Source organism: Agromyces sp. Y782, from assembly GCF_059445405.1.
Genome location: NZ_JCAIUG010000001.1, coordinates 1,924,086 through 1,942,779 on the forward strand (window position 1 = coordinate 1,924,086; position 18,694 = coordinate 1,942,779).

Annotated in this window: 16 protein-coding genes; 11 read left to right on the plus strand and 5 right to left on the minus strand. The window is 68.6% G+C overall.

Translation table 11 applies throughout. The features are described from left to right. The 7 genes from AC1C2S_RS08800 (at position 1) to AC1C2S_RS08830 (ending at position 8,004) form a co-directional block, all read left to right on the plus strand. A complete protein-coding gene (locus AC1C2S_RS08800) occupies positions 1 to 960 on the plus strand; it encodes an ABC transporter permease (protein ID WP_495352138.1) in 960 nt (319 codons plus the stop codon). After that, positions 957 to 1,859 carry an ABC transporter ATP-binding protein gene (locus AC1C2S_RS08805; RefSeq protein WP_495352139.1) on the plus strand — a complete coding sequence of 301 codons (903 nt, stop codon included), beginning with the start codon at positions 957 to 959 and terminating at the stop codon, positions 1,857 to 1,859. Before AC1C2S_RS08800 ends, AC1C2S_RS08805 begins: the two co-directional genes overlap by 4 nt. Next, positions 1,856 to 2,647: an ABC transporter ATP-binding protein gene (locus tag AC1C2S_RS08810; protein WP_495352140.1), complete on the plus strand. Its 792-nt coding sequence runs from the start codon at positions 1,856 to 1,858 to the stop codon at positions 2,645 to 2,647. The genes AC1C2S_RS08805 and AC1C2S_RS08810 overlap by 4 nt, the downstream gene beginning before the upstream one ends. Next, positions 2,644 to 5,151 (plus strand): glycoside hydrolase family 2 protein, encoded by a 2,508-nt coding sequence (locus AC1C2S_RS08815; protein WP_495352141.1) that lies wholly within the window; start codon positions 2,644 to 2,646, stop codon positions 5,149 to 5,151. The genes AC1C2S_RS08810 and AC1C2S_RS08815 overlap by 4 nt, the downstream gene beginning before the upstream one ends. A gap of 7 nt (positions 5,152 to 5,158) precedes the next feature. Next, positions 5,159 to 6,055 carry a LacI family DNA-binding transcriptional regulator gene (locus tag AC1C2S_RS08820; protein WP_495353224.1) on the plus strand — a complete coding sequence of 299 codons (897 nt, stop codon included), beginning with the start codon at positions 5,159 to 5,161 and terminating at the stop codon, positions 6,053 to 6,055. Next, positions 6,052 to 6,720 (plus strand): SGNH/GDSL hydrolase family protein, encoded by a 669-nt coding sequence (locus AC1C2S_RS08825; protein ID WP_495352142.1) that lies wholly within the window; start codon positions 6,052 to 6,054, stop codon positions 6,718 to 6,720. The genes AC1C2S_RS08820 and AC1C2S_RS08825 overlap by 4 nt, the downstream gene beginning before the upstream one ends. A gap of 69 nt (positions 6,721 to 6,789) precedes the next feature. After that, positions 6,790 to 8,004, plus strand: coding sequence for an ROK family transcriptional regulator (locus AC1C2S_RS08830; RefSeq protein WP_495352143.1), 1,215 nt, complete (start codon positions 6,790 to 6,792; stop codon positions 8,002 to 8,004). A gap of 46 nt (positions 8,005 to 8,050) precedes the next feature. On the opposite strand, the gene lhgO is transcribed toward AC1C2S_RS08830, so the two are convergent. Both lhgO and AC1C2S_RS08840 read right to left on the minus strand, forming a co-directional pair. Continuing rightward, positions 8,051 to 9,292 carry an L-2-hydroxyglutarate oxidase gene (gene lhgO / locus AC1C2S_RS08835; protein ID WP_495352144.1) on the minus strand — a complete coding sequence of 414 codons (1,242 nt, stop codon included), beginning with the start codon at positions 9,290 to 9,292 and terminating at the stop codon, positions 8,051 to 8,053. A 106-nt stretch (positions 9,293 to 9,398) separates the two neighbouring features. After that, entirely contained in the window at positions 9,399 to 10,808 is a 1,410-nt protein-coding gene (locus AC1C2S_RS08840) for an MFS transporter (protein ID WP_495352145.1), read from the minus strand. A 204-nt stretch (positions 10,809 to 11,012) separates the two neighbouring features. Here AC1C2S_RS08840 and AC1C2S_RS08845 point away from each other — a divergent pair, with 204 nt between their 5' ends. Next, on the plus strand, positions 11,013 to 11,402 hold the full coding sequence (locus AC1C2S_RS08845; protein WP_495352146.1) for a DUF2255 family protein: 390 nt from the start codon (positions 11,013 to 11,015) through the stop codon (positions 11,400 to 11,402). Between the two features lie 26 nt (positions 11,403 to 11,428). Here AC1C2S_RS08845 and AC1C2S_RS08850 read toward each other — a convergent pair whose 3' ends face one another. Then, positions 11,429 to 11,992, minus strand: a complete 564-nt coding sequence (locus AC1C2S_RS08850; protein ID WP_495352147.1) for a hypothetical protein — start codon at positions 11,990 to 11,992, stop codon at positions 11,429 to 11,431. Positions 11,993 to 12,257: 265 nt separating this feature from the next. Here AC1C2S_RS08850 and AC1C2S_RS08855 point away from each other — a divergent pair, with 265 nt between their 5' ends. Further along, complete coding sequence (locus AC1C2S_RS08855; RefSeq protein WP_495352148.1) at positions 12,258 to 13,427, plus strand: M20 family metallopeptidase; 1,170 nt, start codon at positions 12,258 to 12,260, stop codon at positions 13,425 to 13,427. Here the strand turns inward: AC1C2S_RS08855 and AC1C2S_RS08860 are convergent. Together AC1C2S_RS08860 and AC1C2S_RS08865 are read right to left on the minus strand one after the other, a co-directional pair. Then, entirely contained in the window at positions 13,414 to 14,274 is an 861-nt protein-coding gene (locus tag AC1C2S_RS08860) for a M55 family metallopeptidase (RefSeq protein WP_495352149.1), read from the minus strand. The genes AC1C2S_RS08855 and AC1C2S_RS08860 overlap by 14 nt on opposite strands. Then, positions 14,271 to 15,215 (minus strand): serine hydrolase, encoded by a 945-nt coding sequence (locus AC1C2S_RS08865; protein ID WP_495352150.1) that lies wholly within the window; start codon positions 15,213 to 15,215, stop codon positions 14,271 to 14,273. Before AC1C2S_RS08865 ends, AC1C2S_RS08860 begins: the two co-directional genes overlap by 4 nt. An 82-nt stretch (positions 15,216 to 15,297) precedes the next feature. On the opposite strand from AC1C2S_RS08865, the gene AC1C2S_RS08870 reads away from it, so the two are divergent. Continuing rightward, positions 15,298 to 16,932 (plus strand): helix-turn-helix domain-containing protein, encoded by a 1,635-nt coding sequence (locus AC1C2S_RS08870; RefSeq protein WP_495352151.1) that lies wholly within the window; start codon positions 15,298 to 15,300, stop codon positions 16,930 to 16,932. Positions 16,933 to 17,079: 147 nt separating this feature from the next. Beyond that, positions 17,080 to 18,684, plus strand: coding sequence for an ABC transporter substrate-binding protein (locus tag AC1C2S_RS08875; protein ID WP_495352152.1), 1,605 nt, complete (start codon positions 17,080 to 17,082; stop codon positions 18,682 to 18,684). Positions 18,685 to 18,694 lie beyond the last annotated feature (10 nt).

Consider the following 18,694-nt stretch of genomic DNA (forward strand, 5'->3'; position numbering starts at 1 on the left):
ATGACGAGTGTTGCGCAAGACCCCGCTCTCGCGGCTCGCGCGGCGAAGGCCGTCAGCGTGAAGCGGTCGCTTCCACCCCTCACGCCGAAGCTGGTGGCCGGCCTCACCATCGGCGGCCTCATCATCGCCTTCGGACTGTTCGGGCCGATGTTCGTCGGCGACCCGTCGAAGGTCAACAACATCGGCCTCTCGGCGCCGTCGAGCGAGTTCATCCTCGGCACGACGCAGACCGGGCAAGACGTCTTCGCCCAGCTGGCCTATGCCACCCGTGGCTCGCTCACGATCGGCCTGATCGTCGGCGTGCTGACCGTCGTGCTGTCGTCGTTCTTCGGCATCGTCGGTGCATACGCCGGTGGATGGCTCGACGAGTCGTTCTCCCTCTTCACCAACATCATGCTCGTGATCCCTGGCCTCCCGCTCGTGATCATCATCTCGAGCTACGTGCCCGACAAGAGCCTGCTGCTCATCGCGTTCGTGCTCGCGCTCACCAGCTGGGCGGGTTCGGCGCGAGTGCTGCGCGGCTTCACGTTGAGCGTGCGCAGCCGAGACTACGTCGCTGCAGCCCGCGTCTCGGGTGAGAAGCCGTGGCGCATCCTCGGCGTCGAGATCCTGCCGAACCTGATCCCCCTGATCACCTCGCAAGCGGTGTTCGCCGTGATCTTCGCGATCCTCGGTGAGGCCGGCCTCTCGTTCATCGGCCTCGGCGCATCCGGCTCGTTCACCTGGGGCACCATGCTGTTCTACGCTCAGAACGGCCTCGCCCTCCGTCTCGGAGCCTGGTGGTGGTTCGTACCGCCGGGCCTGCTCATCGCCCTGTTCGGCGCAGCCCTCTCGCTCATCAACTTCTCGATCGACGAAGTGATCAACCCGAAACTGCGCAACCAGACGCGCTCCGCCCGCAAGAAGTGGAAGCTCTCGAAGAGCGAACTGAAGCAGATCGAAGCGGAGGACGTGCTGTGAGTGCAACCGAACCGGCCGTCGCAGCGCCGAAGGCCGCGACATCCGTTCCCGACACCAATCCGGTGCTGACCATCGAGAACCTCAGCATCGACTACCTCGGCGAGAAGACCGTGCACGCCGTCAAGAACGTGTCGCTCTCCCTCGGGCGCGGTGAGATCCTCGGCCTCGCCGGCGAGAGCGGATGCGGCAAGTCGACCCTCGCCTACGGGGTGAACCGGCTGCTGAAACCGCCGGCAGTCGTCACCTCGGGCAAGGCCGAGTTCCATTCACGCGAGGGGTACACGATCGACCTCGGGGCGCTGCGCGGCGAAGACCTTCGTGCGTTCCGCTGGGACAAGATCTCGATGGTGTTCCAGGGGGCGATGAACTCCCTGAACCCCGTGATCTCGATCCGGGCGCAGATGGAGGACATCTTCACCACGCACCGCCCCGAGCTGAAGAAGCGCGAGCGACGCGAGCGGTGCGCGCAGCTGCTCGAGCGCGTCGGCGTCGATCGGTCACGGCTGAACTCGTTCGCGCACGAGTTGTCGGGCGGCATGCGCCAGCGCGTCATGATCGCCATGGCGATGGCGCTCGACCCGCAGGTCATGATCATGGACGAACCCACGACGGCGCTCGATGTCGTCGTGCAGCGTGAGATCCTGCTCGAGATCACGCGCCTTCGCGCCGAACTCGGCTTCGCGGTGATCTTCATCACCCACGACCTGCCGCTGCTGCTCGAGATCAGCGACCGCATCGCGATCATGCGCGAGGGCGAGATCGTCGAACTCGGGGATGCCGTCGAGCTGTACACGAATCCACAGCACGAGTACACGCGGAAGCTGCTGGCATCGTTCCCCAAATTGACCGGTGAACGGGGCGACTTCGCTCGAGGAACGCACGTCGGAGGCACGGTATGAGCACACTCGAGGCCCGCGGGCTCGTCAAGGAGTACCGGCTGCGGGCGGGATTCCGTTCGAAGAAGCTGACCGCGGTCAATGCGGTCGACTTCACGATCGAGAGCGGAAAGACGACGGCACTCGTCGGGCAGTCGGGCAGCGGCAAGTCGACGATCGCGAAGCTCCTGATGCAGCTCGAACGACCGACGCGAGGGCAGCTCCTGCTCGACGGGAAGCCGATCGAGCGTCGCGGCGCCGGACTCGTCGACTACCGCAGCGACGTGCAGATGGTGTTCCAGGATCCGTTCGCCTCGCTGAACCCCTACCACTCGGTGCACCATCACCTCGCGCGTCCGCTCGAGTTGCACGGCAAGGCGAAGGGCAAGGCCGAGATCGACGAGCAGGTGCGAGTGCTGCTCGAACGCGTTCGCCTCGACCCCGACATGGCCTCTCGCCGGCCGCATGAGCTGTCGGGTGGCCAGCGCCAGCGCATCGCCATCGCACGTGCGCTGGCGCCCGAGCCGAAGATCCTCGTCGCCGACGAACCCGTCTCGATGCTCGACGTCTCGATCCGCCTCGGCGTGCTGAACCTCCTCGCCGACCTGCAGCACGAGGAGAATCTCGGTGTGCTCTACATCACGCACGATCTCGCAACGGCACGGCACTTCTCCGACGAGATCCTCGTCATGTTCCGGGGCGACATCGTCGAACGCGGCCCTGCAGACGACGTGATCCTGAACCCGCAACACGAGTACACCCGCCTCCTCGCCGAAGCGGCACCCAATCCAGAGAAGAGAATCGCAGCGTGACTTTCCGTTCCCTCAACACCGCAGCCGGCGCAACCTGGACGCTCTCGGCCACCGCCGGGCCGGTCGATGAATCCGTCGCCGGTCGCGAGATCGCGGCATCCGTTCCCGGTGAAGTGCAACTCGACCTGCTGGCCGCGGGCCTGATCGACGACCCGTTCGACGGTGCGAACGAGCAGGTGCAGGCGTGGATCGGCTACACCGACTGGCGGTACCGCACGACCTTCACGTGGGCCCCGACCGGAGACGACCGGTACGACCTCGTGGCCGACGGCCTCGACACCGCCGCGACCATCACCCTGAACGGCACCGTCGTCGCGCAGACGCAGAACCAGCACCGCGGCTACCGCTTCGACATCGCCGGATTGCTCGTCGAGGGTGACAACGAGCTCGTCGTCGACTTCCGTTCGCCGATCGAGTTCGCGCGCGAGCAGCAGCAGGTGCTGGGCGAGCTGCCGGCGACCAACCACCACCCGTACAACGCCGTGCGCAAGATGGCGTGCAACTTCGGCTGGGACTGGGGCATCGACGTCTCGTCGTCGGGCATCTGGAAGTCGATCGGCATCGAATCGTGGTCGGGGGTGCGCATCGCGTCGGTACGGCCGCTCGTCGATGTCACGGGCATCGACGGGGCACAGGGGCGCGGCGCGCTGAACGCGCACGTCGCGCTCGAATGGGCCCAGCCGTCGGGCTCGGACGGCCCCGCGGCATCCGCTGATCTCGAAGTCATCGTCGCCGGGGAGCGACGCACGGTCGCGGTCGACCCGTCGCAGGCCGAGGTCACAGTGACGATCGACGCCGGAACCGTCGACCTGTGGTGGCCGCGCGGCTACGGCGAGCAGGTGCTGTACGACGTCTCGGTCACCGTCGGCGCGGCCGCGTGGAACTCGCGCATCGGGTTCCGCACGGTCAGCCTCGACACCGCCGCCGACGAGCACGGAACGCCGTTCGAGATCTCGGTCAACGGGCAACTCGTCAACGTGCGGGGTGCGAACTGGATCCCTGCCGACACGTTCGTGACCCGTGTGACGCCCGAACGGTATCGTGCGGCCGTCATCGACGCGGTCGATGCCAACATGAATCTGCTGCGCGTCTGGGGCGGCGGCATCTACGAGCAGCGCGCCTTCTACGATGCGTGCGACGAACTGGGCGTCATGGTCTGGCAGGACTTCCTGTTCGCATGCGCGGCGTACGCCGAGGAGGACCCGCTTCGCAGTGAGGTCGAGGCTGAGGCGCGCGAAAACGTGATGCGCCTCTCGACGCACGCGAGCCTCGTGCTCTGGAACGGCGGCAACGAGAACATCTGGGGATATCTCGAGTGGGACTGGCGTCGAAAGATCGGCGACCGCACCTGGGGTGAGGGCTACTACTTCGACGTGCTTCCGTCGATCATCGCCGAACTCGACCCGACACGTCCCTACTCGCCGGGCAGCCCGTTCTCGTTCATGCGCTACGCGCACCCGAACGACGCCCGCAACGGCACGATGCACGTCTGGGATGTCTGGAACGAGCTCGACTACAGCGAGTACCGCACCAAGGAGCCGCGTTTCGCGTCGGAGTTCGGCTTCCAGGGCCCGCCGGCCTGGACCACGTTGACGGATGTCGTGCACGACGAGCCGCTCGACCCGTACGGGCCGCAGATGCTCGTGCACCAGAAGGCCGCCCAGGGCAATCTCAAGCTCGAGCGCGGGCTCGGCGCACACCTGCCGAAATGGCGGTCGATCGAGGAGTGGCACTGGGCGACCCAGCTGAACCAGGCGCGCGCGCTTCGTTTCGGCATCGAGCACTTCCGCTCGCTCTTCCCACGCAACACGGGCTCCATCGTGTGGCAGCTCAACGACAGCTGGCCCGTGATCTCATGGGCCGCCGTCGACTTCAACGGCAACCGAAAGCCGTTGTGGTTCGGGCTTCGTCATGCGTACACCGATCGCCTGCTGACGATCCAGCCGCGTGCGGGCGTGCCGACGCTCTTCGCGCACAACGATTCGGGCGAGGAATGGGTCGAGTCGCTGCGCGTTCGGCGCATGACGACCGACGGCGAGGTGCGCGGCGAACAACTGGTCGAGCTGCGCGTGCCGGCTCGCGGCATCGCACAGCTTGCGCTCGACGACGCGGTCGCAACGGCGACGGATGCCTCGCGCGAATTCGTCGTCGCCGAGTCGAGCCTCACGGGCAACGGGTTCTGGTACTTCGTCGAGGACCCCGATCTCGCACTCGCGGCTCCCGCGGATGCCCTGTCGACGGCAGTGGAGGTCGATGGCGACGGGCTTCGGCTCACCGTGACGGCCTCGTCGTTGGTCAAGGATCTCGTCGTGCAGGCCGATCGACTGGCCCGCGGCGCATCCGTCGACTCGGGGCTCGTGACGTTGTTGCCGGGCGAGAGTCACACCTTCGTCATCGATGGCATCGCGGGCGCCGAAGACATCGCGGCAAGCGCGGGAGGTGCCGATGGCGGCGTCGGCGCGTTCCCGGTGTTATGTTCAGTCAATGACCTGGTTGACAGGTAGTTCTTCGATGCCGTCGGTGGGTCTGTGCCTGCATCAACCCCGTCGGCGCGTGCCGATGGAACCCTTCTGGATGCAGTTCATCAAGGGTGTCGAAGACGTGCTCGCCGAGCGGCGCATGACGCTGCTCGTGCAGGTCGTCGCGAGCCCTGAGGAAGAGGCCGCGACGCACCGTCGCTGGCGTGACGACGGGCATGTCGTCGGCGTGATCGTCGCCGACCTCACACCCGACGACGTGCGTCTCGAGGGGCTCCGCGACGGCGGGCTGCCCGCGGTGGTCATGGCGCGCCCAGAGCACGCACCCGGCTTCGCGACCATCTCGACCGACAATGCGGCCACCATGGCCGAGGCCGTCGAATACCTCGTGGCGAAGGGGCATCGTCGTATCGGGCGGGTCTCTGGCCCCCCGACGTTCCTGCATTCGCGACTGCGCGGCGACGCGTTCACCGCTTCGGGCGAGGCGCACGGCGTCGAGACGATCATCGCTCAGGGCGACTACACCGCCGAGCGCGGAGCCGCAGCGACCCTCGAGCTGCTCGCGAGCAGCGAGGGGGCGCCGACCGCGATCGTCTACGACAACGACGTCATGGCACTCAGCGGTCTCGCGACGATCACGGGCCGCGGGCTTCGCGTGCCGGAGGATGTGGCGATCCTCGCGTGGGACGACTCGGTGCACTGCCAGCTCGCGACCCCGCCGGTGTCGGCGTTCGCGCACGACCTCGTGGCGTACGGCCGCGCGACGGCCCACGTGCTGCTCGATGTGCTCGACGGGGCGCCGGATGCCGGTGCGGAAGCACCGCCCCCGCGGCTCGTGGAGCGCGCATCGACGGCATTCGTGCGAGCGGCAGCGGCGACCTCAGCGGCAGCGGCGACTTCGCCGTCAGCGGCAACGGCGAGGTCGGAGTGAGCATCACCGCCGGCACCACCATCCTCTTCACGGGCGACAGCGTCACCGATTGCGGTCGGCGAGACGACTCGCAGCGCTCCCTCGGCTGGGGCTATGTGCGACTCATCGCCGACGCGCTCGCCGTCACCGGCGCGAGCGTCGTGAACACGGGTGTCGGCGGCGATCGCGCGGTCGACCTCGAGGCGCGGTGGGCCGACGATGTGCTCGCGCACAACGCCGACATCGTCTCGATCCTGGTCGGCATCAACGACACCTGGCGTCGGTTCGACCGGAACGACCCGACGTCGACCGATGCATTCGAGGCGACCTATCGCCGTCTGCTCACGTCGGTTGCGGCATCCGGTGCGCGCATCGTGTTGATCGAGCCGTTCGTGCTGGCGGTCACCGATGACCAGCTCGCCTGGCGCGCCGATCTCGACGCTCGCATCGGCGTCGTGCACCGGCTCGCCGAGGAGTTCGACGCGACGGTCGTCGAAGCGGATGCCGCATTGACCCGGCTCGCGACCGAGGTCGGCGCCCCGGCACTTGCGGCCGACGGCGTGCACCCCACTGAGCGGGGCCACGTCGAGCTCGCGCGACTCTGGCTCGCGTGCGTCGTGCCGGAATCTGCGGGGCTCGTCTCCCGCGACGCCTCCCATGACGTGACTTCGATTGGCCTAGACTGATCACGACGTGATCAGGGAGATCTTCTTTCTTCAACCGCTTTATTAAGCGAAGTAAGATAGTGTGGACTCGTGACCGACAAAGTGCGCCGCAGGGAGTCCTCCAAAGGGCGAGCCCTCGACCTCATTCGATCGACGGGCCCGGTCAGCCGCGTCGAACTCGCCGAACTCACCGGTCTCACGCAGGCGACGATCTCGACGGTCGTGCGCGAACTCCTGTCGGAGGGTCTCGTCTCCGAGACCGGCCGCGATGAATCCACCGGTGGCAAGCCGCGCACGCGGCTCGAGATCAATCCGGCCGCCCGGCTCGGCATCGGGCTGCACATCGGTCAGGACTACATCACCTACATCGTCGCCGACCTCGCGGGCACCGTCGTCGGCCGGCTTCGGGTCGACGGCCCGGGCGAGAAGTCACCGCTCGCGATCGTCGGCAACATGGCGGCCGACATCGAAACACTCATCGCGGGTACCGGGCTGAACCGATCGGCGATCGTCGGTCTCGGCATCGCGGCGCCGGGCCCGATCGACCGTGAGAACGGCATGATCAAGGGGGCGCCGTCGCTCGCCGGCTGGACCGACTTCCCGCTCGAGCGCGCCCTTTCGACCGCGACCGGGCTTCCCACCAAGTTCGACAACGACGCCACGGCCGCCGCGATCGGCGAGTTCTGGCTCGGCGCCACCGCCGATTACACCAACTACGCCTCGGTCTACATGGGCACCGGCATCGGCGCCGGCATCGTCATGGACGGCACGATCTACCACGGCGTCATGTCGAACGTCGGCGAACTGGGCCACGTCTCGATCGACGCGCACGGCCTGGTCTGCCCGTGCGGCAACATCGGCTGCGTCGAGATGTACGCCGGACCGCAGGCAGTGATCGCCAAGGCTGCGGATGCCGCGGCTCGCGGCGAACTCGACATCTCGTTGTCCGGCACGACGATCACCGACTTCGCGGCGGTCGCCGATCTCGCGATGGCGGGCGACCCGATCGCACGTGCGCTCATCGAGGAATCGGCCGAGGCGCTCGCGAGTGCCGTCGTCAGCATGGTGAACCTCATCGACCTGCAACTCATCGTGCTCGCCGGGAGCGCGTTCTCGTCGGCCGGGTCGATCTACGTTCGCACCCTGTCGCGCATCATCTCGGAGCGCAGTCTGGCGCGCAACATCCGCAGGATCGATGTGCGCACCTCGGTCAACGGCAACGACGCTGCGGCGCTCGGAGCCGCGACGATCGTGCTCCAAGACACGCTGTCGCCCCGGTCGATCCGTTCGGTCGCCCTCGCCTGACTTCGTCGCGCGACTCGAACGGTCGTGATGGTGTCCGGCGAGCCGATCAGCTCCCGTCCTCGCGCACGTCGCTCCGCGCGCCGAGATCCACCGCATCGCCGACCCGGTCGGCGATCAGCTCTGCGATCGCGAGGGAGGCGGTCGCAGCCGGACTCGGCGCGTTCAGCACGTGAACGCCCGAACCCGAGGCGGTGACGACGAAGTCGTCGACGAGCTGCCCCTCACGCCCGACGGCCTGCGCCCGCACACCGCTCGGACCGAAGGTGAGATCGTCGGAGGCGACCGCCGGCACATAGCGCTGGAGATCGCGCACGAACGCCGGCTTGACGACGTCACGCCACATCTCCTGTGCGCCCGTGCGCCACATCCGACCCGCCATCCTCGCGAAACCACGGGCGGTGACGGCGTGGAACAGGTCGGGGACGGAGAGATCCGAGCGCCGGTATCCCTCGCGTGAGAACGCGAGGACGGCGTTCGGCCCGGCCCACACCGCGCCGTCGAATCGCTTGGTGAAGTGCACGCCGAGGAACGGCAGCGCCGGGTCGGGCACCGGGTAGATCAGGCCACGGCAGAGGTGACGCGCCTCGGGCTTCAGCGTGTAGTAGTCCCCGCGGAACGGCACGATGCTCACCGGCGGCTTCGAGTTCATCGCGGCGACCCGGTCCGAGTGCAGCCCGGCGCAGCTGACGATGGAGCGGGCACGGAACTCCGCCTGGCGCGTGACCACGATCTCCTCTCCTGCGGCACTGCGCAGGCCGGTGACCTCGTGGCCGAAGAAGACGTCGACCGCCCGTCGGGTCACGTCGGCGAGCAGCGCCCGCACCACGCCTCCGAAGTCGATGATGCCGGTCTCGGGCGAGTGCAGCGCCCGGAGCCCTGCGGAGTACGGCTCGAGCTCGGCGATCTCGCCGGGCCCCACCTCCTGCAGCCCGGCAACGCCGTTCGCCTCTCCGCGCCGACGCAGCTCGTCGAGTCGCCCGAACTCGGTCTCGTCGGTCGCCACGATGAGCTTGCCGCACTGTTCGTGAGCGATGCCGTGCTCCTCGGCGAAGCGCAGCATCCGCTCTTTGCCCTCGACGCACAGCCGTGCCTTCAGTGACCCGGGGGCGTAGTAGACACCCGCGTGGAGAACTCCGCTGTTGTGACCGCTCTGGTGCAGGCCCGGTTGAACCTCCTTCTCGACCACGGCGATCTTCGCGTCGGGATGCCGCTGCGCGAGCGCCCGGGCGGTCGCCAGGCCGATGATCCCCGCGCCGATGACGATGACGTCGTAGGTTCCGCTCCGCACCGAACGTCCTTCCACCTCATCGCGGTCGATTGGTGGCGAGTCTATCCATCCTCCGGGAGCGGGGCGCCGATGAAGCGGGCGCCCCGGGGCATCCGCTCGACCGGCCCTACGTGGTCGGCGCGGTTGCCTTCACGGGAATGAGCAGCGCGAGGCCGAGCGCGATCACGAGGATGATGCCGAGGATGCCGAAGTACGGCTCGCCGCCGATCGTGACGAAGAGCGCGAACGCCGTCGGTGCGAGGAAGCTCACCGCACGGCCCGTCGTCGCATAGAGGCCGAAGACCTCGCCCTCGCGGCCCACCGGGATGAGCCGCGCGAGGAAGGTGCGGCTCGCCGACTGCGCGGGGCCGACGAAGAGGCAGAGCGCGAGACCGGCGGTCCAGAACACGATCTGACCGCCGTCGTGCAGGAAGAACACGAGCAGGCCGCTGACCACGAGCCCGATGAGTGCCGTCACGATCACGGGCTTGGCACCGAGCTTGTCGTCGAGGGCGCCGACCGCGATCGTCGAGATGCCGGCGACGACATTCGCGGCGATCGCGAAGATGATGACCTCGCCCGCCGAGAACCCGAAGACGGATGCCGCGAGCACGCCGCCGAACGTGAACACTCCCGCGAGCCCGTCGCGGAAGACCGCGCTCGCGAGCAGGAACCACACCGTGTTGCGCTGCTCCTTCCAGAGCCGCTTGATGTCGCGGCCGAGGCGGGCGTACGAGGCGAAGAAGCCGACCTTCTCGCGGTCGACGGCAGCGGGGTTGCGGTACTCGGGCACCGCGAACAGCACCGGCAGGGCGAAAAGGCCGAACCAGACCGCCGAGACGAGCATCGTGACCCGCACGTCGAGACCGTTCTCGCCGGTGACGCCGAAGAGGCCCACCTCGGGCTGGATGAAGCCGAAGTACACGATGAGCAGCAGCACGATGCCGCCGACGTAGCCCATGCCCCAGCCGAAGCCCGAGACCTTGCCGATCGAGCGCGGGGTCGAGACCTGCACGAGCATCGCGTTGTAGTTGACGCCCGCGAACTCGAAGAAGACGTTGCCGGCCGCAACCAGGAAGAGCCCGAGCAGCAGGTACTCGGGCGCCGGAAGTACGAAGAACATCGCAAGCGTCATCGCGACGACGATGTAGGTGTTCACCGCGAGCCAGAGCTTGCGGCGTCCGCTCGTATCGGATCTCTGCCCGGTGATCGGCGCGAGCAGGGCGATGAACAGGCCGGCGATGGCGAGTGCCCAACCGAGCTGCGCCTCGACCGTGCCCTGCGGCCCGAACGACTCGCTCGTGAGGTACACCGTGAACACGAACGTCGTGACGACCGCGTTGAAGGCCGCCGAACCCCAGTCCCAGAGGCCCCATGCGAGGATACGGCCCTTGCGCGCTCCGGCCTCGGTGACCGCCGCGACCTGTGCGGTCTCCACGCCGATCGTCGCGGCGGCTCCGTCGGACGGCGTGAGATGCGACGGTGGGAAGTTGCGCGGCGTCTCGGGCGAACCCTGCGGAGGCGTCGGATCGGTCATGGCTGCAGTCTCGTTCTCTCAGGTGAACAGCGGGTGGCGGATGCTGCGGAGCCGCGGCATCCGGAGGTCTCCGCGCTCGCGCTGGTCCGCATCGACCCGTGGGCACTGTATCGCCTGCGCGGTGCCGCGTGAACGGCGGCGCGCGGCCGGGAAATGCGGCACGTCGGCGGAATACCTCGTCGGCGCCTCGCGCTGCACCTTGGCATGGGCCTCGACGCAGCACTGTTCATCCACCTCCGCGACACCGACACGGTGCACATCGAGACGACGACGCGCGACGGGCGCCGTCTCTCGACGCCGATCTGGTCGGTCGCTGTCAACGACGCGATCTACGTGCGCTCGGCGTACGGCCCGGAGTCCAAGTGGTACCTGCGCGCGACCCGCAATGCAGGCGTGGGCTTCCGCTCCCCGGTCGGGTCGCAGGCTGTTTCGCTCGAGGCGGTGCGCGACTCCGATCTCGAGTTGCGCATCGACGACGCGCTGCGCGTGAAATACTCGGCCGAACCGGCAGCCGTCGCCGAGATGCTCACGCCCGCGGCGCGCGACACGACGCAACGTGTCGTGCCGGTCGCCGACGCGACGGCCCGGGTGTAGCGCTCAGGATCCGCCGCACCGCCCAGTCACTGCAGTTCGAGCACCGATTCGAGCAGCGTGTTGTAGCTTGCGAAGTGCAGCACGCCGTCGCTGAGCTGCACCGACGGCTGGAAGTTCCCGTCGTAGTCGGCGGGTGCGAGGTAGGTGCCGTCGCCGCGGGCCGTGTCTTCGAGCCAGCCTTCGGTTCGGAGCTGGGTGAGCCAGGTCTCTGCGGTGTCGCCCACGTCGAGGCGCGCGTACCAGACGGACACGTCGCTGCTCGGCTTGCTCCAGACGCAGACGAGGGCGCCCTCGTCCGCCATGCGCTCCATGACGGACCCGAGCAGGTACGGGTCATCCTCGTCGAGCACATACCCCTCGTCTGCGAGGTGTGCGTTCTCGTCTGCCGTGAGCACGGCTTCGCAGCTCGCGGGCGACTGGGCGGGATCCGTCGCGGCCTCGCTCGGCTCGGTCGACTCGGACGCGACCGGCGTGGCCGTGCCGGTCGCGGTCGGGCCGGAATTCTCGAGCGGGGTCGCCCCGCATCCGCTCAGGAGGAGCGCGAGCGCACCCGCAGCGAGCACCGTCAGGGTTTCGGTTCGAATGTCCATACGGCGACGATAGGAAGATATCTTCCTATTCGCAACGGGTGAGACCCGATCGTGACCGAGGTTCAGGGATAACCCTGAGTCAACGCTCGCCCGCTCAGCCGACCGCTCGCCCGCTCAGCCGACCGCTCGCCCGCTCAGCCGACCGCTCGCCCGGCGGATCAGGGCCGTCCCTCGGGCACTCCGTCGTTCGGGAGCACCGACTCGGAGGATGCGTTCGTGCAGCGGTCCGATGAGCGAGCGGCATGGATGCGAGAGGCTGTACCGCATGCAGACCTCTCTGGGCGCGGCCCTCATCGAGCAGTGCGCCGCCCACGAAGACGACCTCCTCGCCGACATCGCCGCACTCGTGACGACCGAATCGCCGTCGCACGATCACGCGGCGGTGGCGCGCAGCGCCGCGGGCGTTGCGCACCTCATCGCCGAGCGGCTCAGGGTCGCGCCCGAAGTGCTGCGCATCGACGGCGTCGACCACGTGCGACTCCGCACGGGCACACCGCGCGTGCTGCTCGTCGCGCACCACGACACCGTCTGGCCCGCCGGCACGCTCGCGGAACTGCCGTTCGCGATCGCCGACGGCACGATCACAGGGCCTGGATGCTTCGACATGAAGGTCGGTGTCGCGCAGGCCATCCACGCGCTCGCCGTGTTGAGCGACGTGCACGGAGCATCCGTGCTCGATGACGTCGAGCTCCTCGTGACGGGTGACGAGGAGGTCGGCTCGACCACCTCGCGCGCCCTCATCGAGGGTGACGCGAACGGGTGCGATGCCGCGCTCGTGCTCGAGGCATCCGGTGACGGCGGCGCCCTCAAGATCGAGCGCAAGGGCGTGTCGATCTACCGGCTCGCCGTCGACGGCCGGGCCGCGCACGCGGGACTCGAACCCGAGCGCGGCGTGAACGCCGGTCTCGCACTGGCGCACCTCGTGGTCGCGATCTCCGCCCTCGGCGATGCGGAGGCCGGCACCACCGTCACCCCGACCGTGCTCGCCGCGGGCACGACGACGAACACGGTTCCCGCCGCGGCGAGGGTGGATGTGGATGTGCGCGTGCGGACCCTCGCGGAACAGGAGCGGGTGGATCGCGACATCCGTGCGCTTCGTTCCGTCGTGCCCGGAGCCGAGGTGACGGTGACGGGCGGCCCGAATCGCCCGCCGCTCGAACGGGCCATGGCCGAGGGCCTGTTCGCACGCGCGGTGCTCGTCGCGCGTGACCTGGGAATTGCAGAGTTGTCGGCCGTCGCCGTGGGCGGGGCCTCCGACGGCAACTTCACGGCCGGCGTCGGCGTTCCCACGCTCGACGGACTCGGCGCGGTGGGCGGCGGGGCGCACGCCCGTTCCGAGCACGCGCTCGTCGAGCACCTCGTGCCGCGCACCGCGCTGCTGGCCGGCCTGATCCGAGACCTGCTCGGTGCTGACGACGAGCTCAGGCGCGCGTGATGACGGCGATCTTCGCGCGCATCGCGCTCGCCGCCAGTTCGTAGAAGACGGTGATGAGCCCGAGCAACTCGCCGGCGCTCGCGACCGTGCACTCGACGGTTCGGTCCCCGGTGCGGCGGCAGCCGGGAATGCCGGTTGCGAGTTCGGCTGCGACCGGCGTCGGCATGTCGACGGCGACGGTGAACGATTCGGGAAGCGCCGGCACCGCGAGGCCGTCGGCCGCGCGCACCGCACGCACCGCACGCTCAGCGCCGTCGCGAACGAGCTCGCGTGCGCGAGTCGGCGAGAGGGAGTCGGTCGCCGAGAACCCGTGCGCGACCTTCACCTCGGTCGTGACGGCGCCGGGGAACACGGCGCCCGCGATGGCGCAGATGACGTCGTCACCGGTGACGAGCCCGACCGGCACGCCGAGCGACGTCGCGTACAACGCGTTCACCTCGGCCTCCGAGACGGCGACGCCGTTCACGCGGACCTCGGTGAAGTGGCTCGAGAAGGTGTGTGCGAGCACGCCGGGGGCTCCGGCCGGAGCGTGATAGCCCACGAAGAGGGCGACATCGCAGTCGGCCGTGAGGCCTTCGGCCATGCACTGCGCCTTCGGGCTTCCGAAGACGACGCGCGCCCGCTCGTCGAGCAGTTCGTGGATGAGATTGTCCATCGTGCCGTGCGAGTCGTTCACGATGACACTCGCCGCTCCGCCGTCGAAGGCGCCCGCGATCGCGGCGTTCGCCTCGAGGGTCATGAGCTCTTGGGCGCGCGGGTATCCGAAGCCGCCGCGGGCGACCTGGTCGATGGTCGCGATGCCGGCGATGCCCTCCATGTCGATGGAGATGTAGGCCTTCACGCTCATGCCGCCACCGCCGACTGGCTCGCTCGCAAGTAGTCGACGGCGATGCGCCCTACGGTGCCGATGACCCGGTCGGCGCCCGGGTTGCGCTGCTCGATCCCAGGCTCTTGCAGAAAGACGGCGACCGCGTAACGCTGACCGTCGGGATACTCGACGACGCCGACCTCGTTGCGCACGAAGAACAGCGTGCCGGTCTTGCCGCTCACTCGGATGCGGGAATCGGGGAAGCCCGAGGTCAGGCGATGCGGCCAGGCCTGCTGACCCAGGATGCGCCGGACCTCTGCCGCGGCCGCCGCGCCGATGACCTCATCACGCCACAGTGCGGAGAGCAGCGTGGTCGCTTCGCGCGGGGTCGTGCGGTCGGTCTGCTCGGGCGTGACGCAGCGCATGGCGCGCATCGCGTGCTCCAGCTCGGGCGAGACGTCGCCGGCGGCGAGGTGCGCCTCGAGTTCCTCGAGCCCGATGCCGAGATCTTCGGCGATCGTGTCGAAGAGCCCGGCGCAGTCGAGCTCGACGACCGTGCGCTCGAGGCCGAAGTCGCGCATGGTCGCGTTCACCGCGTCGAGCCCGACGAGCCCGGCGATCACGTCGGTCGCGCGGTTGTCGCTGATCGACATCATCATGAACGAGAGGTCGCGGAGCGACAGTTCGACATCGTCGAGCATCATCGACAGGCCCGTTCCGCCGTCGGTGCGCCACTCGTCGGCACCGATGCGCACTCGTTCGGTGGGGCTCCGGAGTCCGCTCGAGTACTGCCGGCAGAGCTCGACGAGCACGGGGATCTTGAAGACGCTCGCGGCGACGACGCTCTCGTCGGCATCGATGCCGACCTCGTGCCCGGTATCGATGTCGACGGCGTGCACGAGACCACGCACGCCGGCCTCGGCGAACGCGGCGACGATGGAGTCGCGGGCAGTGGAGAGATCGCGGATGTGGCTGGTCACGCCCTCAGTATCGCCGCCGGCGGTCGAGCATCGTTGGTGCGCGCGCACAATCACCATGGGGTCGGTCTGTACTGTTGCTCAGATGGCGCACCTGGCAACGTCGCTCATCTCCCCGCCGGCCCCGGCGGAGTCGTCGCTGGGCCGGCTGCTCGAGCGACTCGGTTCCACGCTGCTCACCCTCGAGGTGGGCCAGCCCGCCCGAGCGCGACCGGTCAACTCGGTCGTGCTGTACGACCCGTTCGATCCGCCGATGATCGGCGAAGGTGCACTCGTGCTGGGCGTCGGCATCGTCGGCGCCGACGACCTCACCGAGCGCATCCGCGAACTCGGCAAGGCGGGTGCAGCGGCCCTCGTCGTTCGAGAGCCCGTGCCGGTGACGCCCGAGGTCGCTGCGGCGGCGACCGAGATCGGCCTGCCGGTCTACGGCCTCATCCGCGGGGCATCCTGGATGCAGATCGCGACGATGCTCGCGAGCGCGCTGAATCTCGACTCGGCCGGAGACCTCGCCGTCGGGGCATCCGATGCCGGCGCCGACCTCTTCGAACTGGCCAATTCGCTCGCCGCCCTGCTGCAGGCGCCCGTCACGATCGAGAACCTCTCCTCCAGGGTGATCGCCTTCTCGGCCGACCAGGCCGGCACCGACGAACCTCGTCGGCTGACGATCCTGGGTCTGCAGGTGCCGGAGGTCTACAGCGACCTGCAGCGCCAGAGTGGAGTGTTCCGGCAGGTGTACACCTCGGAGCGGCCGGTGTTCGTCGAGGAGGCCGAGCCGGGCAGCCTGCCGCGCATCGCGATGCGGGTCAAAGCCGGAGAGGAGGTGCTCGGCTCGATCTGGGCGGTCGTGCACGATGCGCTGACGCCGCAGCGCGAGCAGGGCATGGTCGAAGCCTCCCGGGTCGTCGCGCTCACGATGCTGCGGGCTCGCATCAGCGCCGATTCCTCGCAGCGACTTCGGGTGGGGCTCGTGTCGATGCTTCTCGAGGGCGGCACCCGGGCGCGCGAAGCGGCCCAGCAGCTCAACCTCGGTTCTTCACCGAGCTGTGTGATCGCGATCGGCGCGCGCGAGGGCGTCGTCGACGACCTGCGCACAGAGGCGGAGACGCAGCGGGCGGCGAGCGCACTCAACATGTACCTGCAGCCGATCTACCCGCGCGCGGTGGCCGCTCTGCTCGGCAGCGTGATCTACGCGGTCGTTCCGCTGCGGCACGCAGGCGCGAACGCCGAGGTGGAGGCTGCACGCATCGCGACGGAGTTCATCGGCCGTCTCGACACCGCGAGCGAGCTGTTCGCGGGCATCGGCAGCGTGCGCGGCGAGATCGCCGAGCTGCCGGCGTCCCGGCGCGATGCGGATGCCGCGCTGCGAGTGCTGCGCACCCGGAGCGTGGCCGGCACGCGGGTCTCGACGCTCGCCGATGTGCAGGTCGAATCGCTCATGCTGCGCATCGCGGACTCGCTCGCGGCCGACCGAGTGGAGCTCGCCGGGCCGATCGCCGTGCTCGACGCCTACGACGAGCAGCACGGCACCGAACTCGTGCGCACCCTGCGCAGCTGGCTCGAGCACTTCGGCGACGTCACGGCGGCCGCTGCATCGATCCACGTGCACAAGAACACGTTCCGATACCGGCTCGCGCGCCTGACGGAGGTGGGCGGCATCGACCTCGGCGATCACGACGACCGGTTCGGGCTGATGCTGCAATTGCGCCTGCTCGCGCGCTGAGGTCGCTTGTGCGAACACACGAACACCGACCGCACACTTGTGCGTTCAGCCGATGATCGGGCGTCGCTGACAGCGGATCGTTGAACCACGGGTCGGTTCTGCGTGCGGCTCGTCTCCACGGCAGCCTCGACCCCAAGGCGGACAGCAATGAACACTCGTGCAGCATCCCTCCTGCCACTCGCGCTTCTCTTGCCCGTCGTCCTCGCCGGCTGCGGCGGGCAACCGTCGAGTGAGACGACGGGCGACTTCGCAACCGACGGCGACTTCGCGGTGGCGATCAACGGAGACCCCGGCGATCTGAACCCGCTCGTGACGAACCTCGTGGCGGCGCAGGTCGTCGGCGCGTACGCCTACGACACGCTCGTCTTCATCGACCCGGCCACGAACGAGGTGAAGCCCTACCTCGCCGAAGAGTGGACGGAGAGCGCCACCGAAGTGACCTTCACCCTGAGAGACGGCATCACCTGCGCCGACGGCACGCCCTTCACCGCGCAGACCGCCGCCGACAACTTCAACTGGATCGTCGACCCCGAGAACGGTTCGCCCCTGCGCGACTCGATCGTGCCGTCGACCGCCCAGGCCACTGCCGACGGCAACGTCTTGACCGTCGCGACGCCCGAGCCGTCGCCGTTCCTGCTCTACAACATCGGTCCGTCCCAGCTCGCATGCGAGGGCGCCCTCGCCGATCCGAAGAGCGTCTCGGCGGCGAGCAACGGTACCGGGCTCTTCGAGATCACCGAGGTCGTCGCGAACGACCACATCACGCTCACTCGCCGCGACGGCTACGCGTGGGGGCCCGACGGCGAGACCACCTCCGATACGGCCGGCGTGCCGAAGACGGTCACGGTGAAGATCGTGCCCGACCCGAGCACCGCCGCGAACCTGCTGCTCTCGAAGGGGCTGAACGCGGCCATCATCTCGGGTGCCGACGAAGATCGCGTCATCGCCGCGAACCTCGACTCGATAGCGTCGCCGAACCTCTCGGGCGAGATCATCTTCAATCACATCGCCGGCACGGCGACGGCGGATGCCGCGGTGCGCACCGCCCTCACCGAAGCGGCGGATCTCGACACCTTCACCGACATCATCACCGGGGGCAAAGGCGAGCGCGCCACGTCGCTCGTGACCGTCGAACCCAAGACCTGCGTGTACGACAGCGTCGAGGGCTCCCTGCCGGAGTTCGACGAGAAGGCTGCCGCCGCGACACTGGAAGAGGCAGGCTGGGCGGCGGATGCCTCGGGCAAGCTCGTGAAAGACGGCGTGCCACTCGAGGTCGACCTGATCTACAACAACTCGACCGACGTGCGCAGTGCGGCGGCGGAGTACCTCGGCGCCCAGTGGGAGAAGCTCGGCGTGACCGTGAACCTGAATGGCGGCGACCAGAGCTTCCTGCTCGGCAACACCTTCACCGCCGAAGACCCGAGCGGCTGGAGCGTGAGCGTCGGTGTCGACCTGCAGACGAACACGCCGAGCATCTTCCCGCCGTACTTGTCAGGGCCGGCCATTCCCGAGGGCGCCAATTTCGCGTCGATCGACAACCCGGACTACGTGGAGCTCGCGGGCGAGGCGGCGCTCGTCTCGGGTGACGAGGCGTGCGAGCTCTGGAAGCAGGCCGAGCAGGCGCTCTTCGCCGAGGTCGACCTGATCCCGGTCTCGCAGACGCCGTTCAAGATGTACTTCAATGGCGCGACCTCGCTCTATCAGCCGGTCGTCGGCACGCTGCCCGGCGCGGCGATCCGCGTGCTCCAGTAGTCGAGACCAC

Excerpts from the sequence above, each read along its gene's own strand:
- AC1C2S_RS08800 (WP_495352138.1), top strand. The coding sequence starts at position 1 with ATGACGAGTGTTGCGCAAGACCCCGCTCTCGCGGCTCGCGCGGCGAAG.
- AC1C2S_RS08810 (WP_495352140.1), top strand. The coding sequence starts at position 1,856 with ATGAGCACACTCGAGGCCCGCGGGCTCGTCAAGGAGTACCGGCTGCGG.
- AC1C2S_RS08820 (WP_495353224.1), top strand. The coding sequence starts at position 5,159 with ATGCCGTCGGTGGGTCTGTGCCTGCATCAACCCCGTCGGCGCGTGCCG.
- AC1C2S_RS08840 (WP_495352145.1), bottom strand. The coding sequence starts at position 10,808 with ATGACCGATCCGACGCCTCCGCAGGGTTCGCCCGAGACGCCGCGCAAC.
- AC1C2S_RS08845 (WP_495352146.1), top strand. The coding sequence starts at position 11,013 with ATGGGCCTCGACGCAGCACTGTTCATCCACCTCCGCGACACCGACACG.
- AC1C2S_RS08850 (WP_495352147.1), bottom strand. The coding sequence starts at position 11,992 with ATGGACATTCGAACCGAAACCCTGACGGTGCTCGCTGCGGGTGCGCTC.
- AC1C2S_RS08855 (WP_495352148.1), top strand. The coding sequence starts at position 12,258 with ATGCAGACCTCTCTGGGCGCGGCCCTCATCGAGCAGTGCGCCGCCCAC.
- AC1C2S_RS08860 (WP_495352149.1), bottom strand. The coding sequence starts at position 14,274 with ATGAGCGTGAAGGCCTACATCTCCATCGACATGGAGGGCATCGCCGGC.
- AC1C2S_RS08870 (WP_495352151.1), top strand. The coding sequence starts at position 15,298 with ATGGCGCACCTGGCAACGTCGCTCATCTCCCCGCCGGCCCCGGCGGAG.
- AC1C2S_RS08875 (WP_495352152.1), top strand. The coding sequence starts at position 17,080 with ATGAACACTCGTGCAGCATCCCTCCTGCCACTCGCGCTTCTCTTGCCC.